General features: G+C 53.4%; 20 protein-coding genes. 13 read left to right on the forward strand and 7 right to left on the reverse strand.

The features are described from left to right. Window positions 1-9: 9 nt before the first annotated feature. Both WCX19_RS09955 and WCX19_RS09960 read right to left on the reverse strand, forming a co-directional pair. Entirely contained in the window at window positions 10-1350 is a 1341-nt protein-coding gene (locus WCX19_RS09955) for a COG1361 S-layer family protein (protein WP_373007661.1), read from the reverse strand. A 19-nt stretch (window positions 1351-1369) separates the two neighbouring features. Beyond that, window positions 1370-2668: a COG1361 S-layer family protein gene (locus tag WCX19_RS09960; protein WP_373007663.1), complete on the reverse strand. Its 1299-nt coding sequence runs from the start codon at window positions 2666-2668 to the stop codon at window positions 1370-1372. 197 nt (window positions 2669-2865) lie between these two features. Between WCX19_RS09960 and WCX19_RS09965 the strand changes: the two genes are divergently transcribed. From WCX19_RS09965 to WCX19_RS09975, 3 genes are all read left to right on the forward strand, one after another. Further along, entirely contained in the window at window positions 2866-5103 is a 2238-nt protein-coding gene (locus tag WCX19_RS09965) for an RND family transporter (RefSeq protein ID WP_373007665.1), read from the forward strand. Between the two features lie 68 nt (window positions 5104-5171). Next, window positions 5172-5441 (forward strand): hypothetical protein, encoded by a 270-nt coding sequence (locus tag WCX19_RS09970; RefSeq protein WP_373007667.1) that lies wholly within the window; start codon window positions 5172-5174, stop codon window positions 5439-5441. Between the two features lie 175 nt (window positions 5442-5616). Continuing rightward, entirely contained in the window at window positions 5617-5898 is a 282-nt protein-coding gene (locus WCX19_RS09975; RefSeq protein WP_373007669.1) for a hypothetical protein, read from the forward strand. Window positions 5899-6020: 122 nt separating this feature from the next. On the opposite strand, the gene WCX19_RS09980 is transcribed toward WCX19_RS09975, so the two are convergent. Further along, on the reverse strand, window positions 6021-6455 hold the full coding sequence (locus tag WCX19_RS09980) for a hypothetical protein (protein WP_373007671.1): 435 nt from the start codon (window positions 6453-6455) through the stop codon (window positions 6021-6023). Window positions 6456-6635: 180 nt separating this feature from the next. Between WCX19_RS09980 and WCX19_RS09985 the strand changes: the two genes are divergently transcribed. Together WCX19_RS09985 and fhcD are read left to right on the forward strand one after the other, a co-directional pair. Continuing rightward, window positions 6636-7238, forward strand: coding sequence for a 5-formyltetrahydrofolate cyclo-ligase (locus WCX19_RS09985; RefSeq protein WP_373007673.1), 603 nt, complete (start codon window positions 6636-6638; stop codon window positions 7236-7238). Next, the gene (gene fhcD, locus WCX19_RS09990) at window positions 7210-8100 is read left to right on the forward strand and encodes a formylmethanofuran--tetrahydromethanopterin N-formyltransferase (RefSeq protein ID WP_373007696.1); all 891 of its coding nucleotides are present in this window, start codon (window positions 7210-7212) and stop codon (window positions 8098-8100) included. Before WCX19_RS09985 ends, fhcD begins: the two co-directional genes overlap by 29 nt. A gap of 771 nt (window positions 8101-8871) precedes the next feature. On the opposite strand, the gene preA is transcribed toward fhcD, so the two are convergent. Continuing rightward, on the reverse strand, window positions 8872-10077 hold the full coding sequence (gene preA / locus WCX19_RS09995) for an NAD-dependent dihydropyrimidine dehydrogenase subunit PreA (RefSeq protein WP_373007675.1): 1206 nt from the start codon (window positions 10075-10077) through the stop codon (window positions 8872-8874). A gap of 320 nt (window positions 10078-10397) precedes the next feature. On the opposite strand from preA, the gene WCX19_RS10000 reads away from it, so the two are divergent. The 8 genes from WCX19_RS10000 to WCX19_RS10035 all read left to right on the forward strand — a co-directional run bounded on the left by WCX19_RS10000 (window position 10398) and on the right by WCX19_RS10035 (window position 18186). After that, window positions 10398-12077 carry a S41 family peptidase gene (locus WCX19_RS10000; RefSeq protein ID WP_373007677.1) on the forward strand — a complete coding sequence of 560 codons (1680 nt, stop codon included), beginning with the start codon at window positions 10398-10400 and terminating at the stop codon, window positions 12075-12077. A gap of 388 nt (window positions 12078-12465) precedes the next feature. Further along, window positions 12466-12636 (forward strand): hypothetical protein, encoded by a 171-nt coding sequence (locus WCX19_RS10005; protein WP_373007679.1) that lies wholly within the window; start codon window positions 12466-12468, stop codon window positions 12634-12636. Window positions 12637-12897: 261 nt separating this feature from the next. Next, window positions 12898-13080: a hypothetical protein gene (locus WCX19_RS10010; protein WP_373007681.1), complete on the forward strand. Its 183-nt coding sequence runs from the start codon at window positions 12898-12900 to the stop codon at window positions 13078-13080. A gap of 255 nt (window positions 13081-13335) precedes the next feature. Then, the gene (locus WCX19_RS10015; RefSeq protein WP_373007683.1) at window positions 13336-13518 is read left to right on the forward strand and encodes a hypothetical protein; all 183 of its coding nucleotides are present in this window, start codon (window positions 13336-13338) and stop codon (window positions 13516-13518) included. A gap of 582 nt (window positions 13519-14100) precedes the next feature. After that, window positions 14101-16593, forward strand: coding sequence for a carboxylesterase family protein (locus tag WCX19_RS10020; protein WP_373007685.1), 2493 nt, complete (start codon window positions 14101-14103; stop codon window positions 16591-16593). Window positions 16594-17352: 759 nt separating this feature from the next. Beyond that, a complete protein-coding gene (locus WCX19_RS10025) occupies window positions 17353-17535 on the forward strand; it encodes a hypothetical protein (protein WP_373007687.1) in 183 nt (60 codons plus the stop codon). A gap of 152 nt (window positions 17536-17687) precedes the next feature. Then, window positions 17688-17864 carry an SOS response-associated peptidase family protein gene (locus tag WCX19_RS10030; protein WP_373007698.1) on the forward strand — a complete coding sequence of 59 codons (177 nt, stop codon included), beginning with the start codon at window positions 17688-17690 and terminating at the stop codon, window positions 17862-17864. Further along, window positions 17815-18186, forward strand: a complete 372-nt coding sequence (locus tag WCX19_RS10035; RefSeq protein WP_373007700.1) for an SOS response-associated peptidase — start codon at window positions 17815-17817, stop codon at window positions 18184-18186. Before WCX19_RS10030 ends, WCX19_RS10035 begins: the two co-directional genes overlap by 50 nt. A 37-nt stretch (window positions 18187-18223) precedes the next feature. Here WCX19_RS10035 and WCX19_RS10040 read toward each other — a convergent pair whose 3' ends face one another. The 3 genes from WCX19_RS10040 to WCX19_RS10050 form a co-directional block, all read right to left on the reverse strand. Beyond that, the gene (locus tag WCX19_RS10040; protein ID WP_373007689.1) at window positions 18224-20623 is read right to left on the reverse strand and encodes a PKD domain-containing protein; all 2400 of its coding nucleotides are present in this window, start codon (window positions 20621-20623) and stop codon (window positions 18224-18226) included. 184 nt (window positions 20624-20807) lie between these two features. Beyond that, the gene (locus tag WCX19_RS10045) at window positions 20808-24281 is read right to left on the reverse strand and encodes a PKD domain-containing protein (protein WP_373007691.1); all 3474 of its coding nucleotides are present in this window, start codon (window positions 24279-24281) and stop codon (window positions 20808-20810) included. 109 nt (window positions 24282-24390) lie between these two features. Continuing rightward, the coding region (locus WCX19_RS10050) for a hypothetical protein (RefSeq protein ID WP_373007693.1) at window positions 24391-24634 on the reverse strand (244 nt) is incomplete at its 5' end.

Consider the following 24634-nt stretch of genomic DNA (forward strand, 5'->3'; position numbering starts at 1 on the left):
TTGCCGTTTTTACTGTTTCTTTGTAAGGTGCTTCCATCCGAAGAAACCGGCGCATGCGATGACTGCTGCGAGGATGATGAGGACCACCGGATCGGACAGTGCATCGGCGAGTCCTGAGGGCTGTTCGATCGAAACACCGGTATGGTACTGGTCGGAGAGCATCAGGGCACCGAGACTGTCGCGGTACTTGACTTCAGTATCGAGCACATACTGTTTACCCGGTATGGCTTTTTCTGCTGAAATGACATATTCTGCCGTGACCGAATCGCCCGGGCCCACATCCCCGAGTGCAGCCGTATCCGTCTCCGGCACGATCACCTGGTCGCCGGTGATACGGGCTTCTGCACCGTATGCCACACGGTCCCCTCTATTTGTATAGGTAAGGGAGATGGTCTGCTTCCCGTTATTTGCGAGCGTCATGTTGGATGCGGACATCGAGAACACCGCTCCCCGGGCAACGGAAATCCTCACGGGGACGGTCGGGATTTGCTGGTAGATCCCTTTAATATCTTTGTAAATACCTGTGATATTCGCCGGGTAGAACCCGGCCGGGAGATCTTCAGATACGGCGATCCGCGGGTGAATGGTGACCACGTCACCCGGCCGGAATATGCTCACGTACATGCTTGCATCGATGAGCTTGAAGGTAGTGTTGTCGGCCGGTACGAGGATAAATGCCACATCGCGCCCGGTTGCGTACCCCGCATTTTTCAGCGTAATGTTCAGGTACCCTTGCGTCCCCGGAACCATATTGAGGGATCCTGTCCCGGAGACCACCGGCTGGACCTGTCCTTTGACCCGGAACGTGATCGGCAGGAGTTGATGGACTTCTTCGTACACCGGGGTGACCGTGGGAATGCCGGACTCGATGTTTGGCATCGCATGAATATACTGGTAAGATACGTTCAGGAACATGACCGATGTGCCGGGCCGCGCATCCGGGCTGACGGTCCCCCGGATCGTCACCGGTACAATATCCGAAGAACCAATGTCCCCTGCGGTGACCGGGAGGCTCTTTATCGTAACCGGAGCAGCCCCGGCTTCCGGTATAACATATACTACGAGAGCCGTGGTAGGATTATAGAGGTTTGCCTTCAATGATGCGACCTCCATCGACTCTGCCCGGGCAGCATTGGTGAGATCGACCGTGAGCACAAAATCATCGCCCGGGAAAAACTCGGGCTCTCCCTGGACATTTGCCCCCAGATCCGGGTGCTCGTTAACGTCATAGATATAGGCCACGGCAAGGACCGGGGCCTGGCAGATCAGTGCGGCAACAAGGATGATAAAAACAATCCTTGCCGCGAGTGGCAGGACACCGGTCCTTGTGCGGGAATGTGGGGAGATCATCAGGGACCACCAGGATGCTTCAGACCGCTCTCGTTTTTCTGTACGCGATATACGCGATGATACCGGCAATGGCAAGCAGGAGAACACCTATAGGCAGCAGGAGCGACGTGGTGTCATTCTCAACCGTGGCAAGAACCCGGATCGTGTCGGAGGTATATTCCGTATTACTGAGATCGGTATACTGGATCTCTGAATTTACCGAGTACGTCTTAGGCGTGGTTTTCCCGTCAGCCTTGATGCTGAAAAGGGCAGTGGCGGAATGGCCCGGAAGGATGGTGCCCAGGTATGCCGTATCGTCCTCGCTTGTGAAGGGATCGACCACGCTTATCCGCGCCTGGGCATTATATGCCGGCGCAGTTCCGACATTGGTATACGTGACATTGACAACGTCCGTCTTTCCCGGGTGAAGGACGACCGGATCCCCTCCGGCCTGGAACCGGATCTTCTGCTTAAAGTCAACCCCGGTATTAACGAGGGGGGACTGCACGATGTTTCCCTCGAAATCGGTGTACTTCAGGTACACGGCTATTGGGTATGTCTGGGTGAAATCGGCATCCTGCGCAACGGCGATCTTAAACCGCGCCGTTGTGGTGTTGCCCGGGACAAAGTCCCCGATATAGATGCCGTTTGTTGACGGGACAAGCGGGCTTACCCCTGAGGGTACCAGGTATACGGATGCATCCCTGCCAATATCCCGCCCGGTATTATTGAGCGTCACGGCGAGATACCCCTCCCCGCCGGCATGGAGTCCCATGCTCTCGACGCGGACGACCGTGGGCATGGCGATCGGGCGCACGATCACGGGAACCGGAATGGTGACAGAATCGTCCTTGAAGTAATACTCGATATCGGTCGTGGTCTCCTGTTCGGCCCGGGGCATGTACTGGTAGGTGATCCGTGCAAGCATCGTGTAGTTGCCGGCCGGTACTCCCTGGGGGGCTGTGATTGTAAATGACGCCGGAATAATGGCGCCGGCTGCCACATCACCCACTTTCTGGGGATTGGTCTTTACAAGAACCGGGGCATTGCCCGGCAGGAGCTGAACGGTTGCCCCCATAGCCGTGGTCGGGGTGTATTTTGACCTGAGCGTGTACGGGTAATACACCTCTTCTGTTATCGTTCCCCGGTTCTCAATAAGAAGGGGAAGTTCGGTTGTCGTGCCGGGGACCAGTTCATTGGTGGATTCAAGGGAGACCGTCAGATCAGGACCGCCGGAGTAAATGCTGGCGACTGCCATGCAGGGTGAAATGCAGAACCCGCAAAGAATGCAGAGCAGGATGAGAAAACCATAACTGTTATACCGGGTGTGGAGGTTCATCAACAATTCAATGTTTTTTTATGTGATAAAGATCATCATTTGATATCTGCCGGAATATAAAAGTCCCAAAAGTAATGTGATGGGTCTTAAAAGTACCCAAAGGCACCGTGCGGACAGGGAGTTCTGTAAGGGGAACATTTCCCGCGAACACAGGCTTTTGCCGCTATAGTATCCAAGACAGTTCCGAGGAATACGTGATGGAAAAGACGGAAGCCCTGTTCAGCCCGGTTGCACACCTGGTCAACCATCGCCCGAAAGCAATTCTTGCCACGATGGTCCTGCTCGCCATTGCTGCCCTTTTTTGTGCCACCATGATTCCCTCACAGGAATCCTCCGACCAGTACCTGGACAAGAACTCACCGGCCGGTATCATCTACGACCTGTATAATAACCGGTACGGGCAGGATACGTATATTCTCGTGATCCAGGGATCTGACCTGTCCGACCCGGACCTCTTAAACGACCTTCTCGTCCTCGAAAAACAGATCCGCCGGATCGACCATGTCGGCAGCGCGGTCTCCATCGCGGATATCGTTGCCCAGAACCACGGCGGGACTATTCCCGGCACTTCGGCAGAAGTGACGGCTATCACGAACGCCCTCCCCGCAGATACCCGGAGCACATACCTCCCGGACAAGCAGATGTCCCTTGCCTATGTGGTGATAGACCAGGGCGTTTCATCAGACACCTCATCAATGGTAGAGCCGTACGTGGTGACCGCAATTGATGAAGCCACGCTCCCGCCGGGCGTGTCGATCGAGCTGACGGGGAACACACCCTATAACATCCAGCTCGCTGATGCCATGAAGACCGCTTTTCTGACGGTCATCATCGCGTGTATCATGCTCATGTTACTCGTGCTTGCGCTCCTCTTCTCCAACATGCGGTACTGGTTCCTCCCGGTGATCCTGCTCGTCTTCGGCCTCTTTTTCATGTTCGGCATCATGGGGATTTTACAGATCCCGGCAAACGACGGGGCGCTTGCCGCGTTTCCGATCCTTCTTGGCCTTGGGATCGATTATGCCGTCCAGTTCCACTCCCGGTTTGACGAGGAGCGGCGAAAGAGCAGTGCGGATGAGGCCATGTACACAACGATCACCTCCACCGGCCCCTCCGTTCTTATTGCCCTTGCGGCAACGGCACTTGGGTTTGCGGCCATGTACATCACCCCCATCCCCATGATTCATACCTTTGCCACGGTCTCGATCCTCGGGATCACCTGTAGTTACGTAACGACACTCGTTGGTTTCGGGGCGCTTGCGCACCTCCTCAACTATACTCCAAAACCCCTGCATGCCGGTATCTCCGGCAGGCTGATGCCGGCGTATGGGAAGAATCTTTCAGTGCTTGCAGGAAAGATCGCCCATCATGCAATACCCGTCCTTATCATTGCCGTTGTGATTGCCGGTATTGGGATCTCGATGGACAAGGATATCCTCATTGACATGTCGCAGCAGTCCATGGTACCTTCCGACCTTCCGGCCCAGCTTGTCTCGGACAAGGTCACCTCGGTTGCCGGGTCCTTTACGCCCCTGCCGCTCTATATCCGGGGGATCGATACCACAACGGTGAACGGGATCACGTGGATAGACCGGATGTGTACATATATCCAGGAGAAAAATGACGAGATCGCCAGTATCGACAGCCTTCCGGCCCTCATCCGGTCAAAGAACAACGGGGTCCTCCCCACAAACCAGGCAGATCTCAACCGGGTCCTTGCGACCATCCCTCCGGAACAGCTGGCCTCCTACCGGATCGATACCACGACATCAATCGTGACGATTAGTACCAAGTCCATGACCGTCAACCAGCAGTGCGCCTTTGTCGATAATGTGCAAAACGATATTGCCTGGCTTGAGCCCCCGGCCGGCTCTGAGGTCACCCCTACAGGGGACTTTACCCTCTACACAAGCCTCACTGAGCAGGTAAAGATCAGTAAAGACCAGATGACGATGCTCGGTTTCATTTTAATCCTTATTTTCCTCCTCCTGGTGTACCGCACCTGGGTAGCGGCAACCCCCTTAATCCCACTGATCTGCGTGGTCGGCTGGAATTCGCTTGCCATGATTGCGTTGGGCCAGAACTACAACCTGCTCACGGCCGTGCTTGGCTCGATGACCATCGGGGTCGGCTCCGAATATACGGTCCTTGTCATGGAACGGTACATCGAAGAGGTCAAGGCCACCGGTGATCCCTTCAAATCCCGGAAGGAAGCGGTACGGAAGATCGGCGCGGCAGTCACGGTCTCGGGCCTTGTGACCGCGAGCGGTTTCTCCGCTCTTCTCTTCGCGCCGTTCCCCATCCTTTCAAGTTTCGGCCTTGCAACCGTGTTTGCCGTTATCTTCTCTCTCCTCGGGTCGATCCTTATTATGCCGGCAGCCCTTGCACTTGTCGCCGGTGTGGCCCCGGAAGAGAACAGGACGCCGGAGTCCTGACGGGGGCCGGTACGGTACCTGCCCGGGGATCTGCTGGTCACCATTTTGTAAAAGAGGAGCACTACCCAATGATCACACAGGATATCGTAACAAAACTCTGGAACGAGGCAGGGAACGGAAACGTGGCTGTCTGGGAGAACGGGACTATGACGGTCGTACCGGCCAATTATTCCGGTGAGACTCACGGGAAAAAGCCGCTCGTCATTTTCAAGCCTATCGCGCTCGTGAACAAATTCGAGTTACTGGACTTTGCCCTGAACGATGAAGAACTGCTCACAAAAATCGAAGATGCGGTCCGTGCTGCCGGAGGAGAGATCACCCGGGGCGCACGGGCGTAACCCGTTACCCCGCCGGCCGGGGCATTTACCCCCCTGACCCGTGCGTCTCTGCAAATAAAAAGAAATCCTCACTCCATACTGGCAAAGAACCGGGATCAGGAAATTCCGGCGGCCATCCTTTTTTTAGGAACCTTTTAACGCCGCGGGATACTACAGTTCTCCTGTAGGTAATGGAATGCTGCTTGAACTGCTGGATTTACTGATCGGTATTGCCTTTGGTTTTTTTCATAAGGGAAAGGAAGACTACGTGGGCATTCTCCGGAACGGGGCGATCATCGGGATTGTTGTCAGTCTTGTCTTCGTGCTCGTCATGAACGTCCTCGCTCCCGGCAACCTGAGTGTCAGTTTCGGGTACCTGGGAACAATCGGTGTGATCATCGAGATCCTGATCTTTGTGGTTATCTTCATGGCAGGGACATTTATCGGTGACCGGATTGAAAGTGCCATACGAAAATAATCTTTTTTTACCTGCAAATGCACCGGGAGAACTGATGTCCCGGAATCCCCGGGTCACGCTCTCCCGTCAATTTTTTTTAAAGGGCCGGTTGTAGGGACTGGAAAAAAAACGGGTGAGTTTTTCTAGACCCTTTTAAGCGAGTCGATTGTAATAATAAATGGCTTGCCATCATAAGCATACACGAGTTCAAGCTCATTATCGGAAAGGATTGAGCCGGTATCATACCCGCCCCCCTCGTTTGTGAGGGTCAGGGTTTTGCCATCGTGGCCGATCACACCGGCAAATGCTACGGTCTTTTCTGGCCCGTTATTCTCAACAAAGACCATGGTCCCGGAAAATACCCGACCGGTCTGGTTTACAATGGTCATTCTCATGCTTCCGGCGGGAAATGAGATGTATCCTGCATCCTGGGTATAGCCCGTCATCGAACCGGTCCAGTTCCCGGTCAGATCCGTGGTGCCGGCTGCCGGTGTTGTCCCGGTCGAAGGAGCAGTGGCGGTACATCCGGCAAGCAGTACGGCAACGATGACGATAGCAACAAAAATGAGATGTTTCATGCACTCTCCGGTTTGGCGTGGAGCGTGATAAAATCTGATAATTCCGGATCAGGAATTTTTTTTAAAGGAACTGTTCTACCCGGGTTCCCGGCATTTCCCATTTCGGTGAGATTGAAGTCTCTGCACCCGTGGGTCCGGATCATCTAAACTCATAAATACGTCCCCGATACACTACTGCCCATGAGTGAAGAAAAGGCCCGGGTGCGGGATATCCTGCGTAAGCGAAAGGACGCAATGGTGCCGGAGGATCGGCTCAAAAAAAGCCTCGCGATCACCCGTCATCTCATGAAAAATATCAGGCCCGGCGAGACCGTCATGGTCTTTACCTCCAAGGAAAAAGAGGTCAATACAAAATCCCTGATCCTGGCCCTGTTTGAGAAGAAAAACCCGGTGGTAGTCCCGATTATCGTTAAAGAAGATGTCAGCCTCCGTCTTTCCTATTTGCGGGATTTTGCTGCGCTTGTCCCGAGCACATTTGGCGTCCCGGAGCCTATCGGGAGCGAGATTCCGGCCGATGCAAAGGATATCGACACAATCATCCTCCCGATGCTTGGTTTTGACCGGGCCGGGGGACGGATCGGATACGGGGCCGGGTATTATGACCGGTTTCTCTCGAAAAACCCGGACTTAAAAAAGATCGGGGTCGCGTTTGCCTGCCAGGAGATGGCAAGCCTGCCTGTCGATGAAAATGATATCCGGATGGACTATATCATAACCGAGGATGGCATTGTTTATCCGGGCAAAAGGGGAAGCGATGGAGCTCAACGGTACCGAAATACTTGACACCTTTGCAGAGGCATTCCCTACATGGCTCTCAAGGGTCATCATCACGGCAGCAACAAAAGAATGGGCGTATAAAGCCGCGGTTGAAGCGACAGGATTTGCAACATCCAAAATCGGGTGTCCCTGCGAGGCCGGGATCGAACGCTGCCTTTCTTCAGAAGAGACTCCTGATGGCAGGGCAGGTATCTCGATTTTGATCTGTTCTGAAAAGAAGAATATGAAATCAAATGTCGCCGCGAGGATTTCCCAGTGTATTCTCCCGACACCGACCGCTTCTGCATTTGACGGTTTTCCTGATGCTGACTCCCGGTTTTACACAAAAATGCACTATTTCGGGGACCGGTATGAAGAGCGATGCATGATTGGCGGCAGGAGCTGCTGGAAGATCCCGGTTATGGAAGGCGAGTATCTGGGAGAGGAACGGTTCGGGACCGTGAAGGGAATTGCCGGCGGGAATTTTCTTATCATGGGTAAAGACCAGCAGTCGGCACTCTCAGGGGCTGTTGCTGCGATGGAAAAAATAACCGGGATGCATGGTGTCATAACCAGTTTTGCGGGTGGCATTATTGCGAGCGGTTCGAAAGTCGGGTGCAAGAATTATCGTTTCCCGATGCCGGCGAGCACCAATCATATCTGGTGTCCGACGTTAAAGGACCGCATCCGCGATTCGCTAGTCCCCGACGGCGTGGCTTGTGTATATGAGATTGTCTTAAATGGCATCGATGTGACCTCCATTCAGGATGCGATGAGAACCGGCATCCGGGCTGCGACAAAAACAGGGACTGTTATGTACATTGGTGCATCAAATTTTAAAGGGTCACTCGGCCAATACCGGTTATCCCTCCACGACCTTTTCCGGTAACTTATTTTTCGACCCGATCGTCACCATTCTGCGGGGGACAGTACTTCTCTATTTTCAAGTTAAATGAACAACCACCAAAAATTCGTATAAGCCAGATCTGGAACCGGAAGTATCTTTTTTGACAGCCACCCCCCACCCTCGGGCCACAAGAGGGGGGTAGGGGTATCATGCTTTAAAAAAATCGGTCGGGGTATGGGGGGGCCTCTCCTTTTTGGGAGCGGGGGATCCCCCCTTAGTAAGAAAAGAGGCCCCTACCCCCCAAGCCATTGGCCGGCAAAATATACCTTCAGACGATGACTCCACGCGAAGCACAGGTTTTGGAAATGCCGGAAAGGGGGGGTAGGGTCCCTCTTATGCCCGGACAGGGGGGTGGGGGTATCATACTTAAAAAAAATCGGTCGGGGGGTAGGGGTACCTCCCCTTTTTGGGAGTGGGGGGTGCCACCTTGGGCTGGCAGGAGGGGGTACCCCCAACGGACCGGGAATCGCTTCGGCAAGTCCTATTAAAAAATTCTGATATTTGCAAAGGAAAATTAGAGAAGTACTGGGGGATAAGGATTGACTCCCCGGTGTGACGTCATCCTGTTTTATGAGGGAAAACGAGAAGTGTGATGGATATACCTTTGATCCGGACTTGATTTAATCAGAAATCAATAGTATACCCGATTCCTGTATCCAGTGCCCGGTCATGACCCGGAGGTTGGCCGGTGTCCCGCGATGCGGTGCAAATGGGAACCAATTACAGCGGCAGTGCCTCATGGAACGTACCGGTTTACGAACCGGGCCGCATGACAATCACACCTTTATGACAGACAAAGGAACACAGGCTGCACCCGTTACACAGTTTTTTATCGATTACGACATGCCGGTCTCCTATCGATAGGGCATGGTATCCCCCGTCACGACAGGCAACAACACAGCTGCCGCAGGATGTGCACCGCTCCGGGAATTCCAACGTTGCATAACTAATCGTGTCCCGCGAGAGGGCTGTGTGCGTTCCAATATGGGGTAGGGCTAAGCCTTTGAGTGCACCGACACCGGGAAAGTTTTTTTGTGCAAGATATCCCGACAGGCCAGTATTCATTTCATGGATAATACCTGCCCCTTCCCACATGACCGCTGTGCAGATCTGGACTGCCGATGCACCGACTGCTATGTAATCGGCTGCATCCTGCCAGCGGGAGATCCCACCAATTCCCATAAGGGGGACCGGAATCTCCCGGGCAATCTGCGAAATAATCCGGAGCCCGATGGGTTTTATTGCGGGCCCCGAGTATCCCCCGTAGGTACTCGCCCCGGCAACCGAGGGCCGGGGTTCGAGCGTATCGAGGTCGATGCCCATGAGGCACTGGACCGTGTTGATGGCGGCAATGATATCGGCCCCGGCGTCCACCGCCGCATGTGCAACCGGCATGATGTCCGTCACATTGGGCGTGAGCTTGACAATCAGGGGAACTGTCGCAAACGGTTTTACTGCACGGGTTATCTCTCCGACAAGATCGGGGTGCTGCCCGATTGCCGCACCGATCCCCCGTTCCGGCATCCCGTGTGGACAGGAAACATTCAGTTCGATCGCATCTGCCCCTGCATCCTGCACGGTACCGGCAAGTTCCTGCCATTCTTTTGGATCCGGTGAGGCCATGATGCTTGCAATCAGGACCCGGCCGGGGTACTCCTTTTTTATTGCGGCAATCTCCCGGGTCCAGTACGATTCATCCTTTTTGCTGAGCAGTTCAATGTTCTCAAATCCAAGGAGCCGGGAATTCTCATCTTTCCAGACCGCAAAACGGGGCGAGACATCCACAATTTCCATCGTATCCGGGACAATGGTCTTCGTGACTGCACCCGCCCAGCCGAGCCGGAACGCATGCCGGATTTGTTTGCCCGATGCAGTCGGGGGACCTGAGGCAAGCAGGAACGGGTTCTTAAACCTCAATGGACCAACAGTAGTTTCGAGGGAAAGGTCAGGTGCAGGCATAGGTTTTTCCTTATCTTTTTTATGTGCGCCGGAATTCCTTATGGTTGTTATTACCGGGTAGGGGTACCCACAGGTACTCCCGTTTTACCTTCTGCCCCCACTTTTTTTAATAGGGCCCGTAAGTACCCTGCCACACCGAAAGGTACGTTCGAAAGGTCTGCCACGATCTCAATAGTGTGGTAATTACAAGGGGGAACCGAGGCGCTCATCTCGCACAACAAAATGATTATTCACTTATAAACAGCGAAGCAGATACTACCCTGTATGATCGGTCTGCATGGAAAGCAGGGAATTTCGCAAAGCAGGAAGTGGTCTCACAGATGAAGGTTCCACGATACCGGGCAATCGCCGGTGTGCTTTTGCCGGTTCTGCTGGTCACGATCATTTTCCCGGTAGTTGCAGCAGGTTCGGATTCCTGCCCGGGCTGTGGTATGGTCTGGAAGGATACCTGCGCACCGTTTGAGAAGAACAATGAGACTGCATACAACGAGGAACTTGTTGCGGCATTTTCGCCGATTGCCGCAAACCAGACCCCGCTTGCGGATTTCAGCAACGAGTCGTGGAGCGACGCTTTTCTCTCTCTTCATACTCTCTTTAAAGAGAGGTACGCATTTACCCGGTGGAGAGCGGTTGACTGGGATACACTCTACCAGACCTACGCACCGGTCATTGCCGATGCAGAGAAAAAACAGGACAAGGCTGCGTATTACCGGGCGCTCCGGGAATACCTGTTTTCTGTCCCGGACGGGTATATAGGGATTATGCCGGCCACCGGTGAATTCGGGGCAAAATACGCGGACATTGGCGGGGGCTACGGGATTGCCGTGAGCCGGCTTGATTCCGGGAAAGTTATCGTGAGTTATGTTGCAAACGGAAGTGCGGCAGAGATCGCCGGGATACGGCCTGACGATGAAGTGACAACATGGAACGGAAAGGAAATTCACGCTGCCATCAACGCAACTTCCTACATCTGGGCGGTAAAAAAGCCCTCAACTGCCGAAGGTATCCTCCTCCACCAGCAACGGTTTTTGACCCGGGGCCCGGTCGGGAAATCTGTAACGGTCTCGGTTATCCGGCGTGACAATTCAAGCCCCCTGATTGTGAATCTTACGGCTTACGATGACGGGTACGAAACCCTGAAAAAGACTTCCACGTTCCTTGGGAGGCAGGTCAACGATTACGGGGTAAAACAGATCTGGACTGATATCCAGCCCCAGATCAGTAACGATACAGTCACTTACAGGACGCTGCCCGGCGGGTATGCGTATATTGCAATCTACAGCGAATCATACGACGTCTACCAGCCGTTTAAATCTGCGATGCAGTCTGCGATAAAAAACAAAACGCCTGGCATCGTACTTGACTTCCGGTATAACAGCGGCGGGGACGACAATATTGCATCCTGTGTTGCCGGGTGGTTTGTGGAGCAGCCGGTCTTCTACGAATATGTCACCAAGTATGATCCCGGTACTCACACGTTTAAGGTTTTGTCAGAGGCATGGACACAGCCCCAACCGGATGCATTCGATGGGCCGGTCGCCGTGCTCGTGAGCCCCGATACGATCAGTTCCGGCGAAGGCGTTCCTATGATCTTTGCAAAGACCGGGCGGGGACCGATCATCTCCTGGTACGGGACGAACGGGGCATTTGGCATGAATAACTTCCAGGCAGCAATGCCGCTCGGCCAGTATATCACCTTCCCTGACGGAGCATCGCTTGACATAAACGGTACAATCCAGGTTGACAGCAATGCCATGCTTGCGGGAGGGGTGTCGCCGCAGATCCGGGTACCGATGAACGAGGATATGGTCGCACGGTCGGTAGCCGGTGAGGATGTCCAGCTGACCTATGCCATGCAATGGCTGGACAGCCAGCAGAAACAGAACGCATCCTTTGTACCTGCTGTCCCGGCCACACCCACGCAGAAGGCGTCGCTCGTACCAGCCCTTCCGTTTGTGGCGCTCGGCTTTGTTGTGGCGATTGCAAAACGACGGAAATAATTCCCACGGACGGGATCGTATAAGATCCGTCGTGCAATATTTTTTAGCCCCGCATGACGGGTATGGCGGGAGGGTGTTTTTGTCCACCCTTTAAATTGTCCGGTAATGTGCCGGCCGGGTTTTTTTTAATTCTGGAATCCAGACGGCAAACGATCTCCGTACAATTACGGACAACGCAACCGGGGCCAACGGGGGTTTACACTGAAGCCCTTTTGACGCTCTTTCTTGTACACGTGTTTACTTTTGTGAAATTATCGCATGAGACCGGTAAGGTTACCTTTGCTTTCCACCGGTAATCTGCGGGATTACTGCATGTAATCCGGGGAGATCCTGATGATGTCCGTTAAAATTAAAAAGATGTATCTATGAAAAGATAAAAAAAATGATCATGGCAGAAAAACCAACGTGTGAATACTGTGGGAAGAATGCTATCGGATTTCAATCAATTGAGGGTGGTTTTGAATATGTCTGCCAGGACCATGCTCACAGCCTCCTTCTTGAACTCAAACCTGGTGAAAAAAAACAGTTTGGTGTTTGTGTCTTCGAACGATACAGCTGATATCTGATCATTTTCCTGAATAATGATCGAGGCACTTTCCCTGTAATCTGAAATAATGGTACGGGAAGAGATCGTTTTTGTGCTCATGGTGATGAACTCTTCCTAGAGGATACGTGCACCATTTCCTGATATAAGGGGGTCCTTTTTTTATTCCGGCCCGGGTTGTTTTTACCCAAAACCTGCGTCGTATTCTGATGTTTCCTGGCCAGATCCGTGAGATTAAAAAGATGTATCTGTGAAAAACTCCAACATAAAATAACGATGGCAGAAAAAATAAAGTGTGAACGCTGTGAGAAGGATGCAATCGGCCTTCAGTCTTTGGGATTCTGTGTCTCTTATGTCTGCGAAGAACATGCCGACAGTGCCCTTCTCGCACTCAAACCCGGTGAAAAGCAGGCGTATGAATATTGTTACCTCGAACGCTTCGATACAGCTGATCACTAATATTTTACTAAAAACGGGGAGGGATGTAGATTCCCTGTGACCTGAAATAACAGTGCTGGCAAAAATCGTTTTTTCTGCTCTTGATGCTGAAACACCCTACAGGATACGTGAACCATTTCCTGATAGGAACTGCTGATCCTTTTTAGCGGCCCCGGGGTTTTTTTACCTGAAACCAGCGTTTCATCCAGAGGTTCCCGGACCAGACCCGTGAGACCAAAAAGATGTATCTCTGAAAACCTCCAAAAGAAAATAACCATGGCCGAAAAACAAAAGTGCGAACACTGTGAGAGGGACGCGATCGGGTTCCAGTCATTCGGATGCTGTTTTGCCTATGTCTGCGAAGAACATGCCGACAGTCTCCTTCTCGCACTCAAACCCGGGGAAAAACAATCATTTGGCGAATGTTATATCGAACGCTTTGATACCGCTGATATCTGATCATTTCTCTTCGAACTTTTTTTTAAAGATTATTTGAAAATTTAATTGTTTCTTTTTTCTCCATGATTTTTCCTGTCGTCAGTGATAGGCGGAATAATAACCGGAAGTGAGATTAAGGATCCTGTTTTTAGCAGGTTTTGCATCGGGTTTAACGAGAGGTGTGGCCGGTCATGTTCCGCGTGGTGTTGCAGCCACGGACCGGTTGCGCCCCGGCCCATGTGAATAGTTGAGCAGCCGGTTTGCCGGGTTTTATTTAGAGGCGGGATTAAAAACTGACCGGCCCGGGCAAAATGGGACATGTGTCCGGATCTTACCCTGATTTTTTCTTCCGGGTGATGCCCCGCCTTATCGGATACCGGGAGGGCGATGGGCTGTAGAAGCAGGAGAAATATCGTCGGGACTTTTTCGAGGGGGGTTCGGATTTAAGGAAGATACAAAGCGTTAATGTGTCACAGCGTAATATTCACAAAAAAATCTTTGATTTCTATCTGGATGCCGGCATGCAGTGGGACCCGCTAAGATCTTTTCTGATTCTGCGAACACCCGGCTTTTCCATGAGAAAACACGAGGGGATGTAATCGTATGCAAACGTGTAAGCTGACAAGTTGTGTTCTGGCAATCTGCCTGATCCTCATCGGATCATCTTTTCTTGCCGGGTGTACCCAGAAAGAAAAAGTATCCGGGATTGTGAAGACGGACGCCGGTTATGTTTCAGGTATAGACCAGAACGGGCTCCGGGTCTTCCACGGCATCCCGTTTGCTGCTCCCCCGACAGGCAACCTGCGGTGGAGACCTCCTGCACCGGTACAGCCCTGGGATGGCGTTAAGGAAACAAAACAGTATTCGGCTACGTGTCCTCAGCCGGCCACTGCCCCCTCACCGGGATCACCAGCTCAGCTGAACATGAGCGAAGACTGCCTGTACCTCAATGTCTGGACCCCGGCCCACAGTGCAGATGAGAAACTGCCAGTTATGGTCTTTTTCTATGGCGGGGGATTCAAGAGTGTGGCCTCATCCATGCCGGCGTATAATGGGACCACTCTTGCACAGAAAGGGGTCATTGTCGTCACGCCAAACTACCGGCTCGGCGCTCTCGGGTTCCTTGCTCATCCCGGACTTGACAATGAGTCAACGCACAACGCTTCGGGCAATTATGGGATTCTCGACCAGCAGGCTGCCCTCTCCTGGGTTCAGCGGAACATCGGGGCATTCGGCGGCGATCCGTCCCGGGTGACCATTTTCGGGCAGTCGGCAGGAGCGGAGAGTGTGCTCATCCATCTGGCCAGCCCGGAGAGTAAAGGGCTCTACCAACAGGCGATTGTCGAGAGTGGCCCCTTCTGGGCGGACGGGGCGATTATCAATGCCACCCATCCAAAAGCGGACGCCGAACATTTCGGCGTGGAGTACGCGACAAGCCTTGGATACTCCGGCCCGGACGCGATCGCCGGGATGCGAACTTTGAGTCCCGAAACCCTGATTAATGCAACGCCATCGCCGTCATCCTCTTTCTGGGACACTCACACCGTCCAGTTCGAGCCAACGGTCGACGGGTGGATCCTCCCTGACACCCTGGACAACCTGTATCTTCTCCACCGTGAGAATCCGGTTCCCCTGATGATCGGGAACAACGCCAATGACGGGACCACGCTCTCAGCGAACGCCAACATGACCGTTCCGGAGTACGTGACATTTATCCGGGGCCGGTTTGGGAAGGATGCTGATGCAGTCCTCGCAAAGTATCCCGCAAATTCGACTGCTGAAGTCCAGCTCCGCCTTGCACAGATCATGACGGACTATGACTTCTCTGACTCGGTGAAGTTTGCAGCGGGGTCGATGGGGGACCTGAACCCGAAGACATACCTGTACCGGTACTCCTATGTCATGCCCGGGATAAACCTGGGAGCATTCCATGGCAGCGAGACCCTCATGCTCTTCGGAGTCCCGGAAGTGAAACCGGATCCGGCGGTTGCCGCCAACCTCGTGGATCTCTGGACCCGGTTCGCAAAGACGGGTGACCCGAATGGCGGGATGAATGTTACCTGGCCGAATTATACCCGGGAAGGAGGCCAGTATCTCGATATCGGAAATATTCCAACCGTGAAAAGTTTTACAGGATCCACAACACCCGCCGCATCCGGGAGCTGGAGATTCGTGGTATTCGGGGACTCCCCTGACCCCGCGACGAATACGACAACCGGCATCAGCCCGGATCTCAGCCCGATTGCAAAGGCAATTGCTGCAGAGAAGCCGGACCTGGCCCTGTACATCGGCGATCTGGTCAACGGAGCGCTTCTCTCAAATGCATCTCCGATGCAGAATAATTACACGGGTCAGTTCGGGAACTGGATGGCGGCGGTCTCTCCCATCCATAATTATACCGAGGGTACCGGAATCCCGCTGTATGTCATCCGGGGAAATCATGAGGAAGACCTGAACAGGACCGATGCTTCCCTGCTTGACGCCTACCTTACTTCCGTAGCCTCAACTATGCCAACTAACGGGCCGCCCGGTGAAGAGAAGCTGACGTATTCGTTCACCCATAATGGCGCTAAATTCATCGCCACCGATGATTATATCGCACACAATGGACAGAAGGAGACCGTGAACCAGAGCTGGGTCGACGCGCAGCTCACGCAGGACACCCGGCCTTTTATGTTTGTCTTCGGGCATTCCCCCGCATACCTTGTGGATATGGATAAGGAAGATCTGCCCTTCAGCCTCGCTATGCATCCTGAAGAACGTACTACGTTCTGGAAAAGCATGGTGAATAACCACGTCTCTGCCTATCTCTGCGGGCATGCCCACGTGTATGTCCGGGCCGAATCACAGGGCCTCCCGCAGATCGTCAGCGGGAATGGGGGTGCACCTATGCAGGGTTTCGATCCTGCGGATGCCGATCCGACACTCACGGTAAAATACCCGTTAAAGCCCGTAGCCGCAAATGATCAGAAAGTCGGCTACCTTGTCATTACCGTACATGAAGACAGCGGGACCTTTGACGGCATACAGAAAGTACTCAACCCGACAACTCATGTATGGGAAACCGGGGATACATTTACCATTAAAACCCGGTGAAACAACCGGGATACCAGACCAGCCCCGGGTGCTGGCTGGTCCCGCGGGCGAGCTGTTCCGCAGCCATACCATAAACCAAAAAATATTTTTGTGGATTTCGATTAACCGGCAAAAATGATACGATGACTCGATCATTCCACGACGGAAGTTGTAATTTCAAATCCTACAATTGGCAGTTTTTTTAAAATCCTCTTTTCAATGACCCGGTGGCAGCAATCACCATCCCTCATCAAAAACCCCTTTGCCGTCGTAGAAAAACACCTCCGATTCAGGGTTTTTGCGCGGAAATACACTCGGAAAATTGTCTGTTTTTGACCCCATTGTCAGAGGGGCGCCAAGGCTCTTTACGGGCCGATCCTCTCCCGGGTCAGTGAACAGTTTGCCAAAAATGAAAACTCACCCATATTTTGGAGGTAAAAATCGGAGGATTATGCGGGCGTATTTTCATAAAATAACCCAGAATTGGTGACTTCAGGATGCCGATTAAATCCGGGCGTTTTACGGGGTTTTCCGGAAGATGATACCAGCAATCGGAGCCCGATTCGGGCTTCTTTTTAAGCGAGGAAAGGCCCGGTTTTGAGGCCAATTCAGATCTGGATCCAGTCCGCCGAGGGAGAAAATTATAAGGTAAAAACAGCTTGTTTTCCCAAGTGGGCTGTTATGCCTTGCCGGAGTTACAAGCAAAAACATTTTAGAACGGTGAACGAGCAAATGTTGATTTTTAAAATTTTTTCAGTCGGGTTTTGTCCGCGAGATTGTATGAGCTGCCATTTTTTAGATTTTTCCGGAAAGACTGCCGCGTTGAAGGTTCCCGGCCGGAGCGTGATTCCCCTGCGGATCTCGATCTGCATAGCACCTGATCACTGCCCCACTGATAGGGGTAAAGATCCGATCGTGAGCGGTGTGAACGTGATCTCTCACCTGATGCTGGCACAAGTTTGATGAGCCCCTGCACAAGAATGAACGTTTATCCTGTGTGGCCGGTACTCGCTTGCCTGTATCGATGACCTCTGCGGGAGGTTCCGGGTGATCGACCCGATGATCGGATTCCGGTCTCATTTCAACATCGCGCCCGGCAGCACGAACCCGGTGATCTGGCGCACGAGCGGGCAGAAGCGGTCATGAGGGGCCTCGTGCCGCACTGGGTACGGAACATTAAGGCCGCCCGGCGCCCGATCAATGCCCGATCTGAAGGTATCGAAGTGAAACCGATGTTCCGGGATCTTCTGCGGACAAAACGCTGCATCGTTCCCGCAAGCGGGTTCTTTTAAGTGGAAACAGGAAGGCGGGCGCAAAGTCCCGTTCTACTCCCGCGTACGAGACGATCCGGTCTTTGCTTTTGCCGGCCTCTACGATATCTGGAGCAACCCGGCGGGCACGACCCTTTCGACCTACACGATCATCCCGACTGTTGCAAACTCCCTGATGGCCCCAGTCCACGACCGGATGCCGGTGATCCTCCGGCAGGACGACGAGATGCGCTGGCTGTCCCGCGATCCGCTTATTGTGGACGACCTGCACTGGATCCTTGCGCCTTATCCATCAAAGGGAATGAAAGCGTACCCGGTGTCGGAACGGGTAAATAATACGTGATGATGATTAATCCCAAATTTGTTTTTCCCCAACCTCCTCAGGTCACTGTCACAAAATCCTTCCGTACTATCGTGTTCGATCCATAGGCATTCGTGACGGTAAGATTGATTGTATAGTTCCCCGGCACATTATATACACAATATGGATTCCGGTCAGTACTGTCAATAATCCCATCATTGTTGAAGTCCCAGGACCGCCCGGTTATGTCCGAACCCGTTGAGAGATCCTTGAACTGGACTACAAGTGGTGCGTACCCGGATGTTTTGTTCACCGCAAATCGTGCGGCCGGGATCCCGCTGGACACGTCTACAGAGCCTGCTTTTGAGGTCGTGTTCGATCCATAGGCGTTCGTGACAGTAAGATTGACGGTGTAATTGCCCGGCACATTGTAGGTGCAGGTGGGATTCTGTTCAGTACTGTCAATGACACCGTCATTGTTGAAGTCCCACGCCCACCCGGTTATATTCGAGCCTGCAGAAGTATCTTTGAACTGAACGGCGACAGGAGCGATATCTTTGGTACGGTTCATGGTGAAACTGGCAATCGGGGCCTGTGTATTGACCTTTATGAATCCCTGTTTAGAGATACTGCCCGGTCCGAATGCATTCGTTACTGTAAAATTGACTGTATAAGTGCCCGGCACGTTGTAGGTGCAGGTGGGATTCTGTTCAGTACTGTCAATGACGCCGTCATTATTGAAATCCCAGGACCAGCCGGTTATATCCGGGCCCATCGAGAGATCCGTGAACTGGACGGTGAGCGGAACCGTTCCGGATGTCTGGTCCGCTGTGAAATCTGCAACAGCCCCATTTGTCACGGTCACAAAACCTGCTCGCGATAGTGTGTTCCATCCATAAGCATTCGTGACAGTAAGGTTGACGGTGTAATTACCGGGTAGCTTATAGATACAGGATGGATCCTGTTCAGTGCTGTCGATAATGCCGTCATTGTTAAAGTCCCAGGCCCACCCGGTTATACCCGCACCAACCGAGGTGTCATTGAACCGGACGGCAAGGGGTGGTGTCCCGCTCACGTTACACGCGGTGAACGAGACGACCGGTGCCAGGCTGCCGACCGTGATGAAGCCGGCCCGGAAAGTCGTGTTCGATCCGGAGACATTCGTGACCGTGAGACTGACGGTGTAGTTGCCGGGCAGTTTGTAGACGCAGGTAGGATCCTGCTCGGTGCTGTCGATAACGCTGTCATTGTTAAAGTCCCATGCCCAGCCCGTTATACCCGCACCAATGGAGGTGTCGTTGAAGAGGACGGCAAGGGGTGGTGTCCCGCTCACATTATCCGCGCTGAATGAGACGACCGGTGCCAGCACCTTCACGGTTATAATGTCTTTCCGGGAAATCGTTTTTGTCCCGAAGGTATTCGCGACGGTGAGGTTGACGGTGTAGTTGCCCGGCAGCTTGTAGACACAGACCGGGTTCTGGTCGGTACTGTCGATGATCCCGTCGTTGTTGAAGTCCCAGGCCCGGCCCGTTATGTCCGGGCCTGTCGAGAGATCCTCAAACTGGACAACGAGCGGAACCGTCCCTGAACTTGCATTTACCGAGAAATCCGGGCCCGGTGGGATTACTTTTGCGCGAATCGTAATGGGTGCGGTTCGTACTATGCTGGAACTGCCACCCTTGTTTTTCGCCGTCAGGGTAACGGTAAAGTTTCCCGGCCGGAGGTAGGTATAGGCCGGGTTCTCCCGTGTCGATGTATTGCCGTCGCCAAAATCCCAGTACCATGACGTCGGCCAGCCGGTTGACGTGTCAACGAACTGGACGGTCAACGGCGCGAACCCGCCATTTTTGTCAACCGTGAAGTTTGCACCAGGAGCCGGGGGTAATATTGTAATCGTGGAGAGGTATCCCTCCCGCACTTTGCTGTCCGATCCCCCGCCATTTGTAACCGTGAGGTTCACCGTGAGGTTTCCCGATGCCAGGTACGTATGGACCGGGTTCTGTACCGTGGAGTTTTCGCCGTCGCCAAAATCCCAGTACCATGCGGTTGGCGAACCAGTCGAAGTGTCGGTGAACTTCACGACAAGGGGCGTTTTTCCGCTTGTTACATCTGCGCTGAAGTTTGCAACGGGCGGGAGGTTGGAGTGGGCAGAGAGATTATGGCCGTAACTGCCGATGTAGACGGTATCTTTTGCGACTGCGGGGGAGGAGAGGATAGTGTTTCCCGTGGTATAATTCCAGATCAAATGCCCCGTCGTTGCATTGAGGGCATACACGTTGTGATCATACCTGCCGAAATAGACAATCCCGGTCGTATAGTTCCACGCCATGTGGCCCCGGACCGGCTGGCTGGTATCTGCGGGCTGCTGCAGGGTACCCGTATCTGCCACCGTTACGGTGCTGGCAAAAACTACTGCCCCGAAAACAAGTGAGATCAGGAAGATCCCCATAATTGATAGTCTTATGAATCGTCTCTGCATTTTTCTCATTCTCCTGAAAACGGAGTCATTTTCCCTGCTTCATTTTCTATCCTTCCGGGATTTACCCCGCTGTCCCCGAAACCCATCACGAGATATCATTTTCATTAAGTCCAGTTAATGCAACTAAACCGTGGCGGGCTTTTTTTTTGGGAATCACCAAAAAGTAAATTTTACCGGGCCAGATTTACGCCCAGTGTCCCACTTCCGGTATGTCGTTATTAGTACCGAACCTGAACTGGTAGTCGATCGTTCCATCGAGGTTGTTGTCCAGGTACCAGTAATTCGTGGATTTTCGGAACACGCCGATCCCTGTGGTCCCGGCTCCGTTCCAGTCCCCGACAACCTGCGTGTCCCCACCCTTTCCTAACTTAACTGTTTTGTCGACAATTCCATCGAAGTTATAATCCAGGTACCAGTAACCGGTGGATTCTCTGAACACGCCAATCTCTGATTTTCCGGCTCCGTTCCAATCCCCGACAACCGGTGTGTCCCCTGCCTTTCCTAACTTAACCGTTTTATCCGCAGTACCATCATTATTGAAATCCAGGTACCAGTACCCTGTGGATTTTCGGAACACGCCGATTCCTGTGGTTCCGGTGTTGTTCCAGTCACCTACAACCAGCGTGTCTCCACCCTTCCCGAACTTTACCGTTTTATCGGCAATTCCATCGAAGTTATAATCCAGGTACCAGTACCCGGTGGATTCTCTGAACACGCCAATCTCTGATTTTCCGGCTCCGTTCCAATCCCCGACAACCGGCGTGTCTCCACCCTTCCCGAACTTTACCGTTATATCGGCCTTTTCATCATTCGTGGAATCGAGATACCAGTATCCTGTGGATTTTCGGAACACGCCGATCCCTGAAGTTCCGGTGTTGTTCCAGTCTCCCACAACCGGTGTGTCCCCACCCTTCCCGAACCTGACTGCTTTGTCAACGGTTCCATCGTTGGTATAGTCCAGATACCAGTAACCGGTGGAAGGCCGGAATACACCGATCTCACTTGAGGATGTCCCACTGCCAGAACGCACGGTTATGTACCCGGCATGGGTGACCGTGTTATTCCCTGCTGAGTTCGAAGCGGTGAGATTCACCGTATAGGTCCCGGCAGTGGTGTACGTGTGGGCGGGGTTCTGGACCGCAGACGTGTTACCGTCGCCGAAGGTCCAGGTCCACGACGTCGGACTGTTGGTCGAAGCGTCCGTGAATGCCACGGTCAGCGGGGCCCTGCCGGAGGTCGTGTTTGCCGTGAAATTGGCAACCGGGGGTACCGTGGGCGTCGTTGGGCTCACCGTATACCCGCTCGCGGCCGAACCGGTCAGCGCGTTGGTCCATTGCATGCCCTGCCCGCTCTTCCACCCATAGACATTGAAGGTTGCAGTGCCGGGAAGGTCGGTGAAACTATACTGGACTCTGACCGCACCGTTATCCGTGAGGCTGCTGTCACTAAGAATACCGGCCCGGGTGTCGATAAACATGAGACGGTACTGGTTTTTCGAACTGTTCATGTCCTGCCCGTAAAAGAGCGGGTAGTTTGCATCCCCCTGGGTTGGTTTCCAGTTCTGGGGGCCGTAAAAGAAATCGTCTTTCGTGAAGGTCTGGTTGAGTGCCGACGACTGGTACGTGGAACTGCCGGATGCAGGCACCGAACCGGTCGGCGTCCAGGTGTATCCGCTGGTTGTGATCCGGGCCGAGAAATCGTCCGGGATGGTCCCGTTGACTGCAAGCAGGAGGACGCTCTCATCCTGGTAGGCCCCGGAATTTGCAGTGACATAGAAGGTCCCTGACGGGTTTTGTGACGCGGTGACCTGCCCGGCGCTGACCGACGGATCGGTGGAAATGTGGATGGCGGAGAGGCCGCCACTTGCGGCACCGGGGCTGATATAATACGTGCCGTTGCCATTGACATCCTGCCGGATGCCGTCATGGTTTGCGGCCCGGACATAGATGTCGGTGTAACCGGGAAGGGCTCCTGTAGCGGTAGTCGCATAGATAAATCCATTCTTTGTCAGGCGGTTATTTCCCGTCAGGCTGCCGGTGGTTAATGTGACCGTGTAGGTGCCAGCCGAGGTATAGGTATGCGACGGGTTCTGGCTGGTGGACGTGCTGCCATCCCCGAAGTCCCAGGACCACGATGTCGGTGAGTTGGTCGAGGTGTCGGTGAATCGGACTACCAGGGGAACGCCTCCGTTCACCGGGGCTGCCATGAAGGATACAACCGGTGTTCCGGAAGCAGTGATGGTGATGTAATTCGACCGGGTCAGGGAGTTGGATCCCTGGCCGTTTGTTGCGGTGAGTTGCACCGTGTAGGTGCCGGCACTGCTGTACGTGTGCACCGGGTTCTCCACGGTAGATGTACCCCCGTCCCCAAAGTTCCAGAGCCACGAGGTCGGGAAATTCGTGGACGTATCCGTGAACTGGACAGCGAGCGGGAATGGTCCTGAGGTAACGTTTGCGGTAAACCGAGCGTCAGGTACACCAGCGGTCCCGGAGACCATATACCCGCTGGAGGTTACATCATTTGTCATAATGATACCGGTACCGTGATTGCACTGTTCATACCAGCCATAAATATTGAACACTGCGGTGCTTGTCAGGTTGGTGAAGCTGTACTCTACCTTGATCATGCCGTTGTTGGGCAGACTTTTATTCTGGACTGCCCCGACCCGGAGGTCGATGAACATAATCTGGTACTGGTTAATTGGATCGTTCTGGTTTTCCCCGGTATAGATTGGGTAGCCGGAACTGCTGCAGGGTTTCCAGTTCTGTGGGCCGTAGATGAAGTCGCTTTTCGTAAAGGTCTCATTTACTGCACCGTCAAGGAACGTGACATGGGTGGGCATAGGCTGGTTCGATAGGCCCGGTGTGCCCGGATCAAACTCCTGCCCGCTCGACCGGATATTGACAGTGAAACCGTCAGGGATCGTGCCGTTGACGGCAAGCATCAGGACGCCATCCGGCATGGAAGGCTGCCCGCCGCTGAAGGTTATCCAGAACGAGCCGGACTTGTTGGTCGTGCGGGTGATGTCGGAACCGGAGAAGGCATTGGTTGTCGAGGAGATGTGCAGGGCATTGAGACCGCCGTTGGCCTGTTCAAAAAGGACAAAGTAGGTATCCGGCACGTAGGTGTAGGTAAACACTTTAGCGATGCCATTCGGGATATCGTATTTCACTCCTTGAGAGTTCGCAACATAAAGGTTGCCATTATTATAGTTCGAGATGGGGGCCGGAGTTAAGAGCGTGATGTAACTGGTTTTTGTGCTGGAATTTGTCCCGATTGCATTGGTTGCTGACAGTGTCACGGTATACGTGCCAACTGATGAATACGTATGAACCGGGTTCTGCAACTTCGAGGTGGTGCCATCCCCGAAGTTCCAGAGCCAGGATGTTGGCGACTGGGTCGAACGGTCGGTGAACCGGATGGTCAGGGGTGCTTTACCAACTCTTGCAGATGCCGTAAATGCAATGGCCGGTGAGGTAGCCGGGGAAGATGAAACGGTGTTACCGGTTGCAACATCCCCGACAAGGTTACCCGTTGCCGGTCCCCTGGCGGAGTTCATGGTTGTTGCCATTCCGGTATCGGCAAAAACTACTGCCCCGAAAACAAGTGAGATCAGGAAGATCCCCATAATTGATAGTCTTATGAATTGTCTCTGCATTTTTCTCATTCTCCTGAAAACGGAGTCATTTTCCCTGCTTCATTTTCTCTCCTTCCGGGATTTACCCCGCTGTCCCCACGTGTAACCTGCGGTCTCCTTAAAAAGGAGATTACTTCCCGTTCTTTCTGAACAGGAAGATCGCACCGCACAGACCGAGCGCACCGAGAACCGGTAACGCATCAAGTCCGGACCGTGGCGTATTGGTAGGCAGTGGCGGTATAGTAAATGTATGAGATGGTGTAGCCGACGACGATACCGTAGTCTTCTGCTTTGTAGGCGCAAGTGTAGCCTGAGTGGGAGCAGGACCAGTATACCCCAAGTCGCTGGATGAAGGTTGTCCCCCGCCGACTGCC

Source organism: Methanoregula sp. (assembly GCF_041663825.1).
GTDB lineage: Archaea > Halobacteriota > Methanomicrobia > Methanomicrobiales > Methanospirillaceae > Methanoregula.